Origin of the sequence: Diaphorobacter sp. HDW4B, from assembly GCF_011305535.1 — a bacterium.
Lineage (GTDB): Bacteria > Pseudomonadota > Gammaproteobacteria > Burkholderiales > Burkholderiaceae_C > Diaphorobacter_A.
This window is the reverse complement of record NZ_CP049905.1, coordinates 1,252,013-1,268,568: the sequence shown is the minus strand read 5'-3', so window position 1 is coordinate 1,268,568 and position 16,556 is coordinate 1,252,013. Positions and strand designations below refer to the sequence as shown.

16 protein-coding genes and 1 pseudogene are annotated in these 16,556 nt (G+C 49.9%); 9 read left to right on the top strand and 8 right to left on the bottom strand.

Features of this window, described 5'->3' with window-relative positions; all coding sequences use genetic code 11:
* Nucleotides 1-67 precede the first annotated feature (67 nt).
* Complete coding sequence (locus tag G7048_RS06065) at nt 68-427, bottom strand: hypothetical protein (RefSeq protein ID WP_166067274.1); 360 nt, start codon at nt 425-427, stop codon at nt 68-70.
* Nucleotides 428-732: 305 nt separating this feature from the next.
* On the opposite strand from G7048_RS06065, the gene G7048_RS06060 reads away from it, so the two are divergent.
* Nucleotides 733-1,404: a hypothetical protein gene (locus G7048_RS06060; RefSeq protein ID WP_166067273.1), complete on the top strand. Its 672-nt coding sequence runs from the start codon at nt 733-735 to the stop codon at nt 1,402-1,404.
* A 37-nt stretch (nt 1,405-1,441) separates the two neighbouring features.
* Here the strand turns inward: G7048_RS06060 and G7048_RS06055 are convergent, their stop codons facing one another.
* On the bottom strand, nt 1,442-2,047 hold the full coding sequence (locus G7048_RS06055) for a hypothetical protein (RefSeq protein WP_166067272.1): 606 nt from the start codon (nt 2,045-2,047) through the stop codon (nt 1,442-1,444).
* Between the two features lie 183 nt (nt 2,048-2,230).
* Between G7048_RS06055 and G7048_RS06050 the strand changes: the two genes are divergently transcribed.
* Nucleotides 2,231-2,695, top strand: coding sequence for a hypothetical protein (locus tag G7048_RS06050; protein WP_166067271.1), 465 nt, complete (start codon nt 2,231-2,233; stop codon nt 2,693-2,695).
* A gap of 292 nt (nt 2,696-2,987) precedes the next feature.
* Here the strand turns inward: G7048_RS06050 and G7048_RS28700 are convergent, their stop codons facing one another.
* A complete protein-coding gene (locus G7048_RS28700; RefSeq protein WP_166067270.1) occupies nt 2,988-3,422 on the bottom strand; it encodes a pilin in 435 nt (144 codons plus the stop codon).
* A 1,086-nt stretch (nt 3,423-4,508) separates the two neighbouring features.
* Entirely contained in the window at nt 4,509-5,531 is a 1,023-nt protein-coding gene (locus tag G7048_RS06040; RefSeq protein ID WP_166067269.1) for a replication initiation protein, read from the bottom strand.
* A 265-nt stretch (nt 5,532-5,796) separates the two neighbouring features.
* Here G7048_RS06040 and G7048_RS06035 point away from each other — a divergent pair, with 265 nt between their 5' ends.
* Nucleotides 5,797-6,078 (top strand): hypothetical protein, encoded by a 282-nt coding sequence (locus G7048_RS06035; protein ID WP_166067268.1) that lies wholly within the window; start codon nt 5,797-5,799, stop codon nt 6,076-6,078.
* 291 nt (nt 6,079-6,369) lie between these two features.
* A complete protein-coding gene (locus tag G7048_RS06030) occupies nt 6,370-6,936 on the top strand; it encodes a type 4 pilus major pilin (protein ID WP_166067267.1) in 567 nt (188 codons plus the stop codon).
* Between the two features lie 73 nt (nt 6,937-7,009).
* On the opposite strand, the gene G7048_RS06025 is transcribed toward G7048_RS06030, so the two are convergent.
* From G7048_RS06025 to G7048_RS06010, 4 genes are all read right to left on the bottom strand, one after another.
* Complete coding sequence (locus G7048_RS06025; RefSeq protein ID WP_166067266.1) at nt 7,010-7,465, bottom strand: hypothetical protein; 456 nt, start codon at nt 7,463-7,465, stop codon at nt 7,010-7,012.
* A gap of 11 nt (nt 7,466-7,476) precedes the next feature.
* Nucleotides 7,477-9,453: a nuclease-related domain-containing DEAD/DEAH box helicase gene (locus tag G7048_RS06020; protein WP_166067265.1), complete on the bottom strand. Its 1,977-nt coding sequence runs from the start codon at nt 9,451-9,453 to the stop codon at nt 7,477-7,479.
* A 55-nt stretch (nt 9,454-9,508) separates the two neighbouring features.
* Nucleotides 9,509-9,982, bottom strand: a complete 474-nt coding sequence (locus G7048_RS06015; protein WP_166067264.1) for a hypothetical protein — start codon at nt 9,980-9,982, stop codon at nt 9,509-9,511.
* 144 nt (nt 9,983-10,126) lie between these two features.
* Complete coding sequence (locus tag G7048_RS06010) at nt 10,127-11,407, bottom strand: tyrosine-type recombinase/integrase (RefSeq protein WP_166067263.1); 1,281 nt, start codon at nt 11,405-11,407, stop codon at nt 10,127-10,129.
* A gap of 184 nt (nt 11,408-11,591) precedes the next feature.
* Here G7048_RS06010 and G7048_RS06005 point away from each other — a divergent pair.
* The 5 genes and pseudogenes from G7048_RS06005 to G7048_RS05985 all read left to right on the top strand — a co-directional run.
* A pseudogene (locus tag G7048_RS06005) lies at nt 11,592-12,554 on the top strand (replication-associated recombination protein A); the annotation flags it as partial.
* 337 nt (nt 12,555-12,891) lie between these two features.
* Entirely contained in the window at nt 12,892-13,821 is a 930-nt protein-coding gene (locus tag G7048_RS06000; RefSeq protein ID WP_166067262.1) for a branched-chain amino acid ABC transporter permease, read from the top strand.
* Nucleotides 13,822-13,834: 13 nt separating this feature from the next.
* Nucleotides 13,835-14,917, top strand: a complete 1,083-nt coding sequence (locus tag G7048_RS05995) for an ABC transporter ATP-binding protein (RefSeq protein ID WP_166067260.1) — start codon at nt 13,835-13,837, stop codon at nt 14,915-14,917.
* 48 nt (nt 14,918-14,965) lie between these two features.
* Entirely contained in the window at nt 14,966-15,748 is a 783-nt protein-coding gene (locus tag G7048_RS05990; RefSeq protein ID WP_166067259.1) for an ABC transporter ATP-binding protein, read from the top strand.
* Between the two features lie 2 nt (nt 15,749-15,750).
* On the top strand, nt 15,751-16,467 hold the full coding sequence (locus tag G7048_RS05985) for an ABC transporter ATP-binding protein (protein WP_166067258.1): 717 nt from the start codon (nt 15,751-15,753) through the stop codon (nt 16,465-16,467).
* Nucleotides 16,468-16,556: the final 89 nt, after the last annotated feature.

Genomic DNA, 16,556 nt, shown 5'->3' with positions numbered 1-16,556 from the left:
TTTCACTTGTGCTGCCAGATATCGTTGACTGGCTTCGGTGTGCAGGAGTTCTTCCCAGATTTCTTGATCAGAGAGAGTTCTCTGGGGTGGTTTCAACAATGGCATTGATGTCTTTTCTTCGTTTCGCGGTAATTGACTTATATTCTCTTGAGGCATCATGAGCATTTTTCCCTTGTAGATAAAAATCTCTAGCCATAGCCCTAAGTTCATCAATGTTTCCGTCAGTGCATAAGACTAAAAGTTCGCGTAAGAATTTATTGAATCTAAACTCCCATAGCAATCCTGCAACTTCAAAAAGAGTCATCCATGAAGAGAAGCGATCATGAAGGTAGCTGATCTCTTCCATTTCAAGTTGAACTCGCCCTTCAGCTTGAAGTAATGATCCAAGTGCGGAAATTCTCTCATTAAAACCGTTCTTCACTGTCATGCCCATGATCTCTTTCATGTAGTGATTAAATAGTGGTAAACATATCATATGTCGTTCTCCTTTTATAGAACAACATACAAATAATTTTAAAGAAGTCAATGAGCAAGGGGATGGACGAAAAATTAGCCCAGAACTCGTTGGTAGAGCCACAGGGCAGTGCTAGTATGTGATGACATCTATGAAGCGTAGGGAGTTGTGTTGTGGCGATAACTGGGCATACGATTTCAAAACTATTTGGTTTGGCAGCGGGGCGATGCAGTATTTGCAAGAAACCTGTTGTTGAGCGGCGAGTGAAGATTGGGGAAATGGCCCATGTCATCGCCAAGAATACTGGTGGTGCTCGTGGCAACTTGCCATTGAAAGGAAGTAGGGATGGATATGAGAATTTAATTCTCTTGTGCCCTAACCACCACACAGAAGTTGACAATGATGAATTCAACTTTCCGCCAGAGAAGTTGCATCGCTTGAAGGCCGAGCATGAATACTATGTTGATCAGGTATTCAAGCATCAAACACAAGCAAGGTCGATGGATACCGGGGCGCTTGTTGGGTTAATGGAATTCTTGCCACTTACGCAGATGCCTGCTTTGGTCAATGGCTTGCCTGCAAGATTCAACATGGATCTATTCACTGTAGAAGATGTCTTGGAGAACTTTGGAAAAGACTTTCCTCACTGTCGTCCTTTCTTTGATCCTCACTTGGAAGGTCACTTCTATGGCTTCTGGTCTGATCTTTGTGAATTGAATAACTACATCAGAACAGCAATTTATAACGAAAGATCCGTTTATGACACGAACAATTCTGGAGATTTCAGGAATTTATATGTGTCAAGAGATCTGAGCTATGAGCAGCGGCAAGAAGTCAATCGGGAGGTGGAAGTACGACTGAACAAGCTCGCTACAAGCTTCAACGGATTCTTGCAGTTCCTGAAGTACAACTATCCAGAAGTTCATCTGGCTTCATTTCGAGGCTGGTAAAAGAAAAGCACCTATAAGGTGCTTTTTTGTTGGTGCTTTATGCTTTGCCGTTCTTCCTACGAATGGCAAGGATTGCTGAAGCATGGTCTGCAAGAGTAGGGCTGGTGGTTGAGTCGTTCCCATGCTCGGTACGGTTCTCAAGCACGGCGTTGGCGTTTTGGGTTGCAAGTTGCTGAATTTCTTCAGAGGACTTGCCCACTTCCATGCCAAGCTGCATTGCCGTTTCTTTATAAGCCTTCTGTCCCATGATCCATTCAGCCAACATCTGCTGCTGAACCTCATAAGCCTTTTTGAAGTCGCCACTCATATCAGCGATCTCCTTCATTGGGCGAGACAACAAAGACCTGAATTCATTTGCTTGCTGCTTGTATTTCGCAAGCTCCATAGTCAAGGCAGCATTTTCATCAATCAGCTTAAAGCGAGCAGAATTGGCTTCGCTCAATTCATACTGAAGCTTGGCGATATTGTTTCTAAGAACTTCAATATGTTGTGCAGAACCTTCGTTCATACGAGCACGGTGTTCTGCATCAGAGGCACGACGATCAGCATCAATGGCTTTAGCTTGAGCAGAACGAACCAAATCATTCTTCCCAACATTCTCAGCCAAGAGGCCATTAATCACTGCGGTTTGACGTGCGCTCATATCGTTATCCTTATCTATCGGTTCACTATAACAGACCTATTGACAAAATCAAGTTGTTGTGCTCCACATCGTAAAAAAGCTGCAAATAGTTTGTTTGACAGAATAATAGATGTACGCTAGTTTGTCGAATTGACATTGCTTCATTTTCTGTGAATATAGTTAGATAACTATAAAGGAGAAGGTGTGAGCAATATATTGAGGTTGGTAAAAGGTAAGGTAATAGGTCGAGGCATTGTGACCTACTCAGGAAGATATCTTGTCTATGAGCATTTGACCATTGAGGAAGCAGACAAGAACGTAGTGAGAATAGAGAGTGTGGCAATGATCCCAAAAATGGGTGTTGCTATCGGGCAGGGAGTCGCTTTCCAGTTTGCAGACTCCAAAGAGTTCAATACAGTCTACAAGCACCATTTCTTGGTGGGTGTTCAACAGAAGGATGAGCAAGTAGTCACTGATGCGTTGATTCTCAAAAGTGCAGCCAAGGCCAGGAAGGTTCTTGCTTTCATAAGCTTGATTCCACCATTGACGGTCATTGCTCCCTACATGTTTAGAAAAGCAATGGAAATAAGAGAAGCCTACAGAGCAGTAGGGGTGTTTGAGCCTGTGGAAAAGAACTTCATTAAGAAGATGAACCGAAAGAACTTCTAACTGATAAGCAGGGTATTGGTTTTAAGGAAAAAATACAAAAAACGTAGTTGGTGGCTGTGAGCTTGTGGGCGAAGACATGTGCGGTGGGAAACTCGTTGAGTTATCCACGGCAAGCGTGTCGGTATGCAGCGCATATCGTCCATGAATCCATAGCCTTCTTCTGGTTGTGCCAGGTCGGTTTGATCGCCTGCAAGAGCTTTCGGAAGGACCCGACGCAGCGGTCCATTCTTCACTGACGTGATCCACTTTTGATAGACAACAAAAAAGCACCCGTAGGTGCCTTGTTCTTGAGTTAGTCGTTGGTGCATGAGGAAGGTACATAGGCGGCTGTCACAGTGCCACCAGGAGCGCATTTCCAATGGATGTTGCCTTGCTTGTCATCCTCTGGGGTCAAGGTCACTGTGCCCGTGTCTTTGATCTTGCTGTTGGCCCCTTTGCCATAGGTCACAAGGATCACACCGTCAGTCATGCCAACAGAGGCTGTGTATTTGCCTGTAGGGGCGGCAGTCACGCCGATAGCCGCAAGATCGGCAGGAAACTCCCCCTTCTGTGCGTAGAACTCGGCTACAGCAGTCTGGACACCTCCAGAGAGAGTGAAGCCCTCAGACACCTGTGCGCGAATCGTGTAGTTCTGGTAAGCAGGCAATGCCACTGCTGCCAAGATACCGACGATAGCTACAGTGATCATTAATTCAATTAAGGTAAAACCTTTCGCTTTGTTGTTCATTATTTTCTCCCATTGTTTTTGTAGTTATCTCCCTCTTATAGCAATGGAAAAATCAAAGTCAACAAGGCAGTGTTGATAAGAAAAAAAATAGGAAGCCGAAGCTTCCCATTTTTTAGATTTAACAATAACAGTCACCACTGAGAATTAGAAATTACAAGAAACTAGAACTTCATGGCAACAAATCAATAATAATTAAAACAAGTGGATTGTCAAGGGGTTGTTGAGTTAAATATCGTGCAATTTAAATCGACCTGCTTTATTTGAAGAAGACAAATGAAGTAGGGGCTCCCAGCCGGGTATGGCTTTCAAAAGACGACAACCTAGGCCAAAAAATAACCCGTTGAACTATCTTGACAATAAGTATTTTTTCTTGTAGTTAATATATATATTAACTACAAGGGGGAAATATGGATACACCAAGAATGAGGTCAGCAAAGAGCAAGTTGGAGAAGGAGATACATTCACAGAGATTTCTAATCTTGCAGGAGTATTTGTTCTTGTATGGTGCAAGACTAAAAGGGGAAGAGTCTCTTCACGAACTGTTTGATGCTGATGAGATTGAGTTGTCCTCTGAAGACGGGGAAGCTTACATGGAGAGCATCATGGATGTAGAAATGTATGAAAGGCAGTTGGCAGGCTTGATGACAAAGCTCAAGAGACTGTATGCTAGATCACATAAAGATGAATAAGATAAAAGGCACCTGCGGGTGCTTTTTGTTTATCTGCTTACTTGATAGACACCTAGACATCATATAGTTGGGTTTTCAACTAAGTGCTGTTAGCTGATTGTTCAAGGAAAGTGGTGAAAAAAAGTGGACCGCCAATTTTTCTTTACTTCTTTCTCTTTAGTCCTTCGGACACTTCTTTTTGCTTTGAAAGCCCATTCGGGATCATTGTTTTTGTTATAAATCCTTCGGAATTTCCTTTGCATGAAACCACCCATTAATGGGTATATATCTGATAGGGGGCAAAATGATCATATAGTTGAATTTTCAACTAAGTACATCATCAGATATTTAATTAATAGTACATTAGCGAAAGAGATATTTGCGAAAGCAAATAAATTCCCTGCGGAAAAATTTTGGCTCACCTTTTGTAGAGTCCAAGTGCATTGTCAACATCATTCCAATAACGTCTAATTGTTGGAATAGGAATTCCAGCGCGAATGGCAACAGACTGCTGAGTGACCATCAAGCCAGAAGCCTTCACAGCAATCGCTGCTGCAATGACTGCATCGCGGGTCGTCTGCTTCGCAGTATTGTTCTCGTGAGCATATGCAGCGCCAGCAGCTAGTTTGGCCTTCAATGACATGTCTGCTGGTAGCTGCATGATTCCTCTATTGGGATCGCCATTGCCTATGGTTGCTTGGTGTCTCCATGTCCAGTTCCCTACAGACTTGCCAGTAGAAAGCGTTTCTTTGGCACTTAGAACCCCGTATTGGCAATCTACGAAGGTTTTGTTGATAGAGAGTGCCTTGGAGTCAACATATTGCTGGAAAAGGTCATAGGACGGTGTTTTCTTGACTTGGACATATGCCCATTCACGAAGCTTGTTAAAAAGGGTAGTGTTTCGTCCACCTAGCTCTCTTTCTACCTTCCTCTTCTTCTTGTGGTTAGATAAATCTAGACCCCATTCAGCAAAGTCCTCTAAATCATATCTGGCATTGTGATAAATCGTTCTCCAGGACTCATGCATAGGGTTCTTCGCAAACTTGCCAGCATATGCAGAATCGGCCCCTAAAACACTAGTTAAAGCAAGGTCGGTGTTTTCGTAATAGTTTTGCGGTGCTCTTCTTGCATTGGCTGTGTAGTACACGGGAGTGTTTAGCTCATAGTAGTAGTGGCAACGTGCATTGGCTGGATTGATGACTACATAGGTTGGAGGGGGAAGTCTTCGTTCTTCCCATAGGAAGGCAGAGCCTAGTTCTCTCGGATTTGTGCCGCCGTCAATGTCGTCTATGTCTATGACGATGTATTTCTTGTAGAACTGATTGACCTCTATATAACGATGTGCAATGGCATTGGCCTTGGTTCTAAAACGAGTGCCATACTCGAAATCGTTGGTGCTTCTTACTTTTGTTGGTAGTGAGTCTATGAAATTACTGAACATGTTTTTCCTTTATTTTCTAAAGGATTCAAAAACACGCTTTTTGAGTCTTGACAATTTGTATTAAATACGTTTTAATATGTTTATCAGAATCAGGTGCCTCCGAAAAGCTGCGTGTTTTTGAACCCTAAATGCTCAAGTTAACCGCTTGGGCATTTTTCATTTCTGCTTTAAGTTTTACGAAATAATTTATTGATTGTCAAATGGCTTGACGTGGGTTCCTGTTTTTTGTAATTTATCTCTATAGATAGTAACAAAGGAGATGAAGGTGAATAAAGAATTTGAGGGTGTAAGTGAAGAACTTGAAGCTTTAGCCAATGGCATGATTGTTATGGCAATGTGCTTGGTGATGATTTGCTGCTTTCTTGTTTTGCAATTTCAAGACGAGAGACAGAATCAATATGAGCGTCAGCAGCGTATTGAAGAGCAGTTGGCTGGTAAGGACTGCAAAGCTGCAAGTGAGTCCAAAGGGACAAGCACTGCCAGTAGTGAGCAAGCGTCTATGCAAACTGCGCAGTTAAGGAGTTTGGCTAGGGCAGAAGTGCCGTGAGGCTAAAGACGGCCACGACCGTCTTCCGATAGCTTCAAGAAGACTGGATAAGAACAGACAAAGAAAAAGCACCGCTAGGGTGCTTTTCTTATTTCAGGAAGGTGTGGGGGCCTGAAATACAGAAACCAGCTTTCGCTGGTTCCTGATAACAATAACCAGAGGTGAGAGAGAATTCTCATCAAAGATTAATACAACAATAATGATTATTTTTTGTTTGTCAACTACTTTGTGTTGACTTTCTTGAAAAATGATTTATTCCTTATTCATAACTATAAAAACAAGGGGTAAATTATGAGAATTCCAAAAAATGGAAGAAAAGCAGGCTTTACTTTGGTTGAGATCTTGCTTGTTGTCGGCTTTATTGCTTTAGCTGGTATAGGTATCTACACCGTATATACCAAGGTACAAATGTCAAACGCGGCTTTGACCGAAGGCAAGAACATGGACACTATCAAGGCTGGTGTGAAGAACTTGTTCGGCGGAACAAGAAACTACACTGACTTGAACAACACAGTAATTAATGATGCTCGTGTGACACCAGACTCAATGCGTGCTATCCCATACAAAACTGCTGACGGTGCAATCAACAATAGCTTCGGTGGTGTAGTTACCGTGACACCAGCATCTTTAGGTGGCGCAAGTGACAATGCCTTCTCTGTTAGATATGAAAACGTGCCTGGTGCTGTGTGCTCTAAGTTGATAACTGGCGCTGCTGCTACCTGGGATCAAATAGCAGCGGGCACCACCAATCAAGTAGTTAAGACATTTGGCACAGGTCAAATGAATATTCAGGCAGTCGCTCAGGCTTGTTCTACAGACAGCGGAAGTGGTGTGGCTATCACCTTCACTAGCCTTTAAGCCAGACAGACAGAAAAAAAGCACCCGGCTGGGTGCTTTGTCATTTTCGGGTCTGGCCGTTACTTATAGGTTTCTATCTGCGTTTGCTGGTGCCATAGCTGCCAGGCAGCATGAGGCGTGAGTCCATGAGATCGTGGCTGACCTTGCGCTTGTCCTTCTTTTGGGTTGGCTTTGCTGGGACGGCCTTGACGGCTATGGGCTTGGTCAGCGCCTTCTTTGCTGCTTGTGCCACCTGGTCTGCCGTGGCCTTCTTCAGCTTGCGCGGCTTGGTGTCGGTGAGAACGAAGTTGAGCTTTGGCCGAAGGAGGGATATGAACGAACTGCCTTGTGTCGTGCCGTCAAGGAGGGTGAAGAGCAAGTTCAGGAAACTGAAGTCGCCATGCTTGACCGCATGATCCGTTGCCATTTGGACGGCAAGGTTGTAGATCCCTGAGTCGCAAAGCTTCTTTAGGTCAATGAAGGGGGCAACCTTCTTATCCGAAATAGTGCTAATGAATTTGCGAAGCTCTGCAATCTGTTTTTCTTCCATCCTATGTCCCTTTACTGTGCCGAACGAGTACCACGAAGATCGAGCTTGGCGAGGTGCTTGGTAAAAAACTCCGTATACCGGCTTTCATCTTCAACGAAGACCACCACGTTTTCCTTGGCACGAGTTAGACCCGTGAAGACCATCTCTGCGCTGTCGCCATTGTTGACGAGCAAGAAGATGAGGGGTGACTCAAAGCCTTTGAAGCTATGAGTAGAACTGAGCTTCATGACGCCGCTATTGAGGTTGAACCCCTTCTTCTTTGAGGCGCTAATTTCTTGATATTTTCGGGAGAACTTGGAATGCTGGCTGACTTCAAACGAGGGGAAGGCACACAGAGTTCGTTCTTTGTGTGCCTCTGACGTTCTCAAAACATGGTCAAGCTCACGCAAGATATTTTCTTGCGACGAAATGATGGAAATGTCGTTTGGATGAATGCTGTTTTCTTTTGCTATCTCAATGATATGAGACGCCAGTTGCTCCAAGTTGCCTCTGTCAAACGATGAGAACGCTTGAATGCCAATGCTAGTTAAGCTCATTTGAAAAGACTCGTCTGAATCAAGTTCATAGTCTTGAAGCAGGAAGCTCTTTTGAAATGATTCAACCAGTGGAATGATAGGCGACTGGTGTGTATAACGATAGCTCTTGGTCAGCTTCGTCCAGGATCCAAAACCTTCAACGACTTTGGAGCGCCGTTCGCCGTCTAATGCACGTTGGTAGATATTTTGTTTTTCATCACCGAATAGCAGCATTTCCCCATCTTCCTCAAGGAAGTGTGCTCGTATGATTTTGATCCACTCAGGCTTGTAGTCTTGAATTTCATCAATCAAGATCGTGTCGTAGCGAGTCTTGATTTCTTCGTTGTCAAAGATGGAGCTATTGCTGTAGTAGGAAGACTCCAGATACTGATCGCGCTCTTTGGCAATGCGGCGTCCTACTTTCGGATCATCGCCGTCATAGAAGAGGTGATCTGGAATTTCAACGGCAATACCAGAGTTGTTCAGGGCAGTGCTGATGAACCTGTGGTAGTTGGTGATGTCAAATGCTTTCCAAGAGAAATCTTCTCTCACGGCACTGATCTTGTCGTGGATGTAGCTTCCCAAGGTGATGTTGAAGGTCAGCACCAAGACTCTGCCGCCATGCCTCTTATGGGCGTTGACTGCTCTTCCTGCAAGCACCACGGTTTTGCCCGAACCTGCCAGGCCACAAATCTTCGCTCGTGCTTTTGCGCTGCTTACGATCAGCTTGGCCTGTTTGTCTGAGTAGGTGGGTGGCTTGCCTTCGCTTGCGTAGTGAAACGGTGGATTGAGCAGGCGCTTAAATTCGTTGTAGACCGACTCTTCAAACAGCATGTCCTTGGCAGCGATTGGGAAGGCAATTTTTTTGAGCCGGTCTTTGTGAATTGACAAAGAAAGATCGCGTTCAAACCTGTGCTTGCCTCGTTCAATCCACTCACGCTTTTTCTCATACGAGTCAAAGAAATCGGGATTGGCTTTGAGTCGCTGTTCGTTTTCACGAGACTGTTCATGAAGACGATCTAAGTGAGGCTGGTAGAGGCGATCTAAAGCTGTCTTGCTGCCGTGGTGGAAGTAGACATAGGTTCTGATCAGACGGAAGAATTTTTCATTTTTGAGGCTCTTTTCAAGAAGTCCATTGACGTGAACTTCAAAGAAATTCTTCTTGTAGCTGTATGCCTGCTGAAATGGTGATTTGACCCGTTGTGATCCAGTTGGTAGGCTAACGGCCCACTTGTTGTCGGAATCAATGGTGTAGAGATCAAGGTTCCAATCCTTAACCTCAATAATGATGACACCCATTGTGGGTGACATGAGCACAATGTCTGGCCTATCCCCGTTGAAGCAGGGTTGGAAGTACACCTCAACTTGGTCGTCAAAGTGCGTTGCCAAGAACTCCAGAAGAAATACTTCGCCCTCGGTGGGCTTCTGTTTGGCAGCTTTTGCAGCTTCCAGATTGGGGATAAGTATGGCCATAGCTCAGTCAACGGAAAAAAAGCACCCGTAGGTGCTTTCTTTGAAAACACAAAGCTTAGGCGGCTTTGAACTCGGCTTCGGTGATATCACCCAGTTGTTCCTTGGTAGGAGCCTTGCCTTGGCTGCCTTCCAGCTTCTTCAGGAACTTGATCTTGCCTGCCTTCTCGCTGGGCGTCACCAGCCATGCATCAACCGACTTGCCACTTTTGTAGGTGGTGAAGGCACCTTCTGCCTCCAAGAACTTGGGCGGGTAGTTCAGCCACACGCCGGTTTCGGCGCTCTTCGTGGACTTCAGAGGCTTGCTCATGACACGAGTGGCGCCAGCAGCCTTGGGGGCAGCAGGAGTCTTGCCAGCAGCAGAAGCTTTGAAGCCCAGTTCATCAGCGGTGAAGTTGAAGAGCTTAATCTGTTCCTGAACGGCAGTAAGGGCAGCAGGACGATCAGCTTCGATCTGCGCCTTCACCATGTCTTCAAACTCTTGACGCTTTGCGAGGATGTCAGCGAGGGTCAGCTTCTTGGCTTCTGCCATAAAAATTCTCCAGTAGGAAAAGTGATTGTACTGTAGTTGCTTGAAGTTCCCAACAAGCCACTACAGTGTTCTTTGCTTGTTGATGGTTGTACTTTATGAGCAAGAACAAGAAGCGTCAACTACCTTGTTCTTCTTTTTATTAAATTAATTCCTATCGCCAAAGTAGACGTTGGTCATGCCGATAGACCCATGACCGGCAAGCATCATGATCTCAGCTTCATCCAAGGCATGTCCAGCACGAAGCTTTGCAAAGATCTCAGCCAAGCGATCAGGCATGTTCTGAACTGTCGTTTCAACTGTTTGTGGAGAAACACCCATCTCTTTGGCAATTTGAAAGTTATTAAGTCGCTTTTGACGGATCAGATTAGTCAGGGCTGTTCGTCGTGTGTCGTGAAAATGAAGGCGGGTGTCAGGGTCGTCATAAAGACCAAGTGCCTTCAATGCATCAACCCAATACTGACGAAAATTCCAAGGTGTCAATTTAAAGATTGGTCCTTTAGCAAGGCGGTTTGCTTTGAGCCATTCCCTAAAATCATCATCTTGCGGGATCATGATATCCCTTGGTCGGCCATTCTTGGTTTTAGGAATGTGGATAGACCAAAGATTGAGATTAACATTTTCCCATTGAGCGCCAAGAACTTCACTTTTCCGTGCTCCTGACTCAAGGCAGGTAACAAAGAGGTAGTAGGGCTCTTGATTGGCTTTAAGCTTCATCCACTCAGCAATTTGAACGGCTTCGTCTTCGGAAAGAACCCGTTTGCGTCCAAGGTAGGCTTTAGGCTTTTCACCTTTTGGAAGCATTTTGACTGGGTTCATGAGGCCATTTGGGAACTTCTCTGGGTAGAGCTTGTAGACCTTCTCAAAAGCTGAACTAATGGTGGAGATTTCACGAAGGATCGTGTTGTTCTTAATGCCAGCTTTTCGCCTTGAATCCATGTAGGCAATCAAAAGCCAGAAGTCCACGGTGTCAATCTTGAATTGGCCGAACTCAATATAGTCTTTGTTGTAAGTGCGCCCCATCATGGCGTCAACAATCGTATTTTGATAACGATAGTTGTCAATCTTTGGACCCAGATCCTTGAGATAAACAGGAATGGCTGGAATAGCGCGAAGGCAACGGTTCTGGTTGGTCTTGAATGAGGAAGCGGCTTGCTTGCTCATGTACTGGTCAAAGTAGTCCCTCAGCAGAGTGCGCATGTCAGGCATCTCAAGCTGATACTTCATGTCAAAGATCAGATTGGGTGCCACACCCATGTTGATCCGTTTGACCTCTTGGTCTTCCCACGAACGGGCAAGACTTTCTTCGTCAAAGAGCTTGGAGAGGTTTTCCCCTCCCTTGCGGATCTGAACACGCCAGCGGGTGACACTGACCTTGCGACCAGTTTCTTTGTTCAGAACCTTGTACTTGATTGGGTAGACCGACACCGTGACCTCTCTCTGTTCTATGAGCCCCTTGAGGGGCGGCGCAAGCCGGGTGGGGTTCCCAATTGCACCATCAAAATTTGTTGTGCGAAAAATTGTGCATGAATATCGGTGTTTTGTGCAAATAGTGCCAACTCATGTACGCCAAGCCATTGATTTACAACGGGTGCAACGTACTTTATCTGTCTTCAACAAGAGCCAGCAGGACGCGTTTCTGCCGCATGTGGAAAGCGGCCTGTTCACCTTCGTCGGCGCGACGACCGAGAACCCTTCGTTTGAAGTGAACTCCGCGCTGCTGTCGCGGGCGGCGGTTTATGTGCTGCAGTCGCTGTCGGAAGACGATCTCAAGCAGATCGTCGCCAAGGCGCAGGCGCTGGGCGCGATTCCCGAGATCGAAGCGGCGGCGCTGGATCGTTTGATTTCGTACGCCGACGGCGACGCACGCCGTTTGCTCAACACGCTGGAGACACTTTCGGTCACGGCCAAGCAGGCGGGCGTCGCGGCTATCACCGATGAATGGCTGCTCAAGGTGCTGGGCGAGCGCATGCGCCGCTACGACAAGGGCGGCGAGCAGTTCTACGACACCATCAGCGCGCTGCACAAGTCGGTGCGGGGATCCGATCCGGATGCTGCACTGTATTGGCTGGTGCGCATGCTCGATGGTGGTGCGGATCCGCGCTATATGGCGCGGCGACTGGTGCGCATGGCGAGCGAGGACATCGGTCTGGCCGATCCGCGCGCGCTGCGCCTGGCGCTGGATGCGACCGAAGTGTACGAACGCCTCGGCTCACCCGAGGGCGAGCTTGCGCTGGCAGAATGTGTTGTTTATCTGGCCATTGCTCCCAAATCGAACGCCGTCTACAAGGCCTACAACGAAGCGCGCGCGTTCGTGAAGCAGGACAGCACCCGGCCCGTGCCCATGCACCTGCGCAATGCGCCGACCAAGCTCATGAAGGAGCTGGACTACGGCAAGAACTACCGCTATGCGCATGATGAAGCGGGCGGTTTTGCGGCGGGTGAGAACTATCTGCCTGACGGGATGGAGCCGCCGGGTTTTTATCGTCCCGTGCCGCGCGGGCTGGAAATCAAGATCGGGCAGAAGCTCGATGAGCTGCAGGCGCTCAACGCGGCTGCGCGCAACGAAACGTAGCGCAACCGCGCAGACGTGGAATGTCCGTGCAACGACGTTCCAATTTGCTGCGGAATGTTGTATGAATGTTGCGCAATTCGCGTGTTCCCTATGTAGTCATACGTAGGCTTGTCTTAATAATGAAATCCATTGGCTAACAGTGGCGCAGGCGCAGGGACAAGATCCCGGCAGAAACGTCAGGGCCGGTAGCATTTCGCTGGTATCGATTCATTCAGGTGACCCGCTCAGGCACAAAGGCTGGCGGGTTTTTTGCTAGTAGCTTCATGGGCTTCTGGCAAAGACTGTGTCGGCTTCGGCAGGTGTGGTCCGCGCCCATCAAACGCGAAGGATTTTCTTTATGGACATTTTGCTGCAGCAGATCATCAATGGTCTGGTTCTAGGCAGCATGTACGCCCTCATAGCCCTTGGCTACACGATGGTGTACGGCATTATTCAGCTGATCAATTTCGCGCACGGCGAAGTGCTCATGATAGGAGCGCTCACCAGTTGGAGCTGCATCGGGATGATGCAGGAAGCCATGCCCGGGGCTCCCGGCTGGGTCATTCTCCTGCTGGCCACGATCATCGCCTGCATCGTTGCGGCGGCGCTGAATTTCACGATCGAAAAGGTGGCCTACAAGCGCCTGCGCAGCAGTCCGCGTCTGGCTCCGCTGATCACGGCCATCGGCATGTCCATCCTGCTGCAGACGATCGCCATGATCATCTGGAAGCCCAACTACAAGCCTTATCCGACGCTGCTGTCGTCGGACCCCTATCACATCGGCGGTGCGGTGATCACGCCCACGCAGATCCTGATTCTGGCGACCACCGTCGTGGCGCTGGCCGCGATGGTCTATCTGGTGAACTACACCAAGCTTGGCCGCGCGATGCGCGCCACGGCCGAGAACCCGAAGGTGGCTGCACTCATGGGCGTGAAGCCCGACATGGTGATCTCGGCGACCTTCATCATCGGCGCGATTCTGGCGGCGATCGCCGGCATCATGTACGCCTCCAACTACGGCACGGCGCAGCACGCGATGGGCTTTCTGCCGGGTCTGAAGGCCTTCACCGCAGCCGTGTTCGGCGGCATCGGCAATCTGGCCGGTGCAGTGGTGGGTGGTCTGCTGCTGGGGCTGATCGAAGCCATCGGTTCGGGCTATCTGGGCAAGATCACGGGCGGGCTGCTGGGCAGCAACTACGCCGACATCTTCGCGTTCATCGTGCTGATCATTGTGCTCACGCTGCGTCCATCGGGACTGCTGGGTGAACGCGTGGCGGACCGCGCCTGAAGGGAGCACGAACATGAGCAAAAACAACAAGACCATCAACTGGGTGCTCGGCGGCATTGCGCTGCTGGTGCTGCCCCTGATTCTTCAATACTTCGGCAACGCCTGGGTGCGCATCGCGGACTTGGCTCTGCTGTATGTGATGCTGGCGCTGGGCCTGAACATCGTGGTCGGCTACGCCGGTCTGCTGGATCTGGGCTACGTGGCGTTCTACGCCGTGGGTGCCTACATGTTCGGCCTGCTGGCCTCGCCGCACTTGAGTGAAAACTTCGCGTGGTTTGCCGCGCAGTTCCCGAACGGTCTGCACCTGTCGCTGTGGATGGTGATTCCGCTCGCGTTGATATTGGCCGCCTGTACGGGCGTGCTGCTCGGCATTCCGGTTCTCAAGCTGCGCGGCGACTATCTGGCCATCGTGACGCTGGGCTTCGGCGAAATCATCCGCATCTTCCTGAATAACCTTGACCACCCCGTCAACGTGACCAACGGCCCCAAGGGACTCGGTGAAATCGACTCGGTGAAGGTCTTCGGCCTCAACCTCGGCAAGCGACAGGAAATCTTCGGCTTCGACATCAGTTCGGTCACGCTGTACTACTACCTGTTCCTGGCGCTGGTCATCGTGACCATCATCGTCTGCTACCGTCTGCAGGACTCGCGCATCGGTCGCGCCTGGATGGCCATTCGCGAAGACGAAATCGCCGCCAAGGCCATGGGCATCAATACCCGCAACATGAAGCTGTTGGCCTTCGGCATGGGCGCTTCGTTCGGCGGCGTGTCGGGCGCGATGTTCGCTGCCTTCCAGGGCTTTGTGTCGCCCGAATCCTTCAGCCTGATGGAGTCGGTGATGATCGTCGCGATGGTGGTGCTGGGCGGCATCGGCCACATCCCCGGCGTGATCCTGGGTGCGGTGCTGCTGTCGGCGCTGCCCGAGGTGCTGCGCTATGTGGCGGGTCCGCTGCAGGACCTGACCGGCGGGCGTCTGGACGCCTCCATCCTGCGCCAACTGCTGATTGCCTTGGCGATGATCATCATCATGCTGCTGCGTCCGCGCGGTCTGTGGCCTTCTCCGGAGCATGGCAAGAGTCTTCAGTCGAAGGCTTGAGCACTCCAGACAAGCGACCAAACTTCAAAGAATCAACAGAGCAACGATATGGCAGAAACATCATCGGATGTGGTGCTCAAGGTGGCCGGTGTGTCCAAGCGATTTGGCGGACTGCAGGCACTTTCGGAAGTCGGCATCACCATCAAGCGCGGACAGATCTACGGTCTGATCGGCCCCAACGGCGCAGGCAAGACGACGTTCTTCAACGTCATCACCGGCCTCTATACACCTGACGCTGGCAGCTTCTCGCTGGGCGGTCAGGCCTACGAACCCACGGCGGTGCATCTGGTCGCCAAGACCGGCATTGCGCGCACATTCCAGAACATCCGTTTGTTCGCCGAAATGACGGCGCTCGAAAACGTGATGGTCGGTCGGCACATCCGCACGCATTCGGGGCTGTTCGGCGCGGTGTTCCGCACGCCCGGCTTCAAGCGCGAGGAAGCGGAAATCCGCGCCCGTGCGCAGGAGCTGCTCGACTACGTGGGCATTGGCAAGTACGCGGAATTCAAGGCGCGCACGCTGTCCTATGGCGACCAGCGTCGTCTGGAGATTGCACGCGCGTTGGCGACCGATCCGCAGCTCATCGCCCTCGACGAACCCGCCGCCGGCATGAACGCGACCGAGAAGGTGCAACTGCGTGAGCTGATCGACCGCATCCGCAACGACAACCGCACCATCCTGCTGATCGAGCATGACGTGAAGCTGGTGATGGGCCTGTGCGACCGTGTGACCGTGCTCGACTACGGCAAGCAGATTGCCGAAGGCACGCCTGCCGAAGTGCAGAAGAATGAAAAAGTGATTGAGGCCTATCTGGGCACCGGAGGACATTGAGCATGGCCGAAATTCTGTTGAAAGTGAGCGGCCTGCGCGTAGCCTACGGTGGCATCCAGGCCGTGAAGGGCGTCGATATGGAGGTGCGCGAGGGCGAGCTGGTTTCGCTCATCGGCTCCAACGGCGCGGGCAAGACGACGACGATGAAGGCCATTACCGGCCTGCTGCCGATGAACGAGGGCGACATCGAATACCTCGGCAAGAGCATCAAGGGCAAGGGCGCGTGGGATCTGGTGCGCGAAGGGCTGGTCATGGTGCCGGAAGGCCGCGGCGTGTTCGCGCGCATGACCATCACTGAGAACCTGCAGATGGGTGCCTACACGCGCGACGACACGGCGGGCATCAAGGACGACATCGAGCGCATGTTCAACATCTTCCCGCGTCTGCGCGAACGCAAGGACCAGCTTGCCGGCACGATGTCGGGCGGCGAGCAGCAGATGCTGGCCATGGGACGCGCGCTCATGAGCCGTCCCAAGGTGCTGCTGCTGGACGAGCCATCGATGGGCTTGTCGCCCATCATGGTGGACAAGATCTTCGAAGTGGTGGGCGATGTGTACAAGCTCGGCGTCACGATCTTGCTGGTCGAGCAGAACGCCAGCCGCGCGCTGCAGATGGCCAATCGCGGCTATGTGATGGAATCCGGCATCATCACCATGACGGGCGATGGCGAGACCCTGCTGCACGATCCACGCGTGCGTGCAGCGTATCTGGGCGAATAAACCCAGCTACCATTGACTGGACTTCTCCCTCACCAGCGCGTGGGGGAGCGTTTGGATGACACGGTGAGCCGGTGGCTTGCGTTACATTG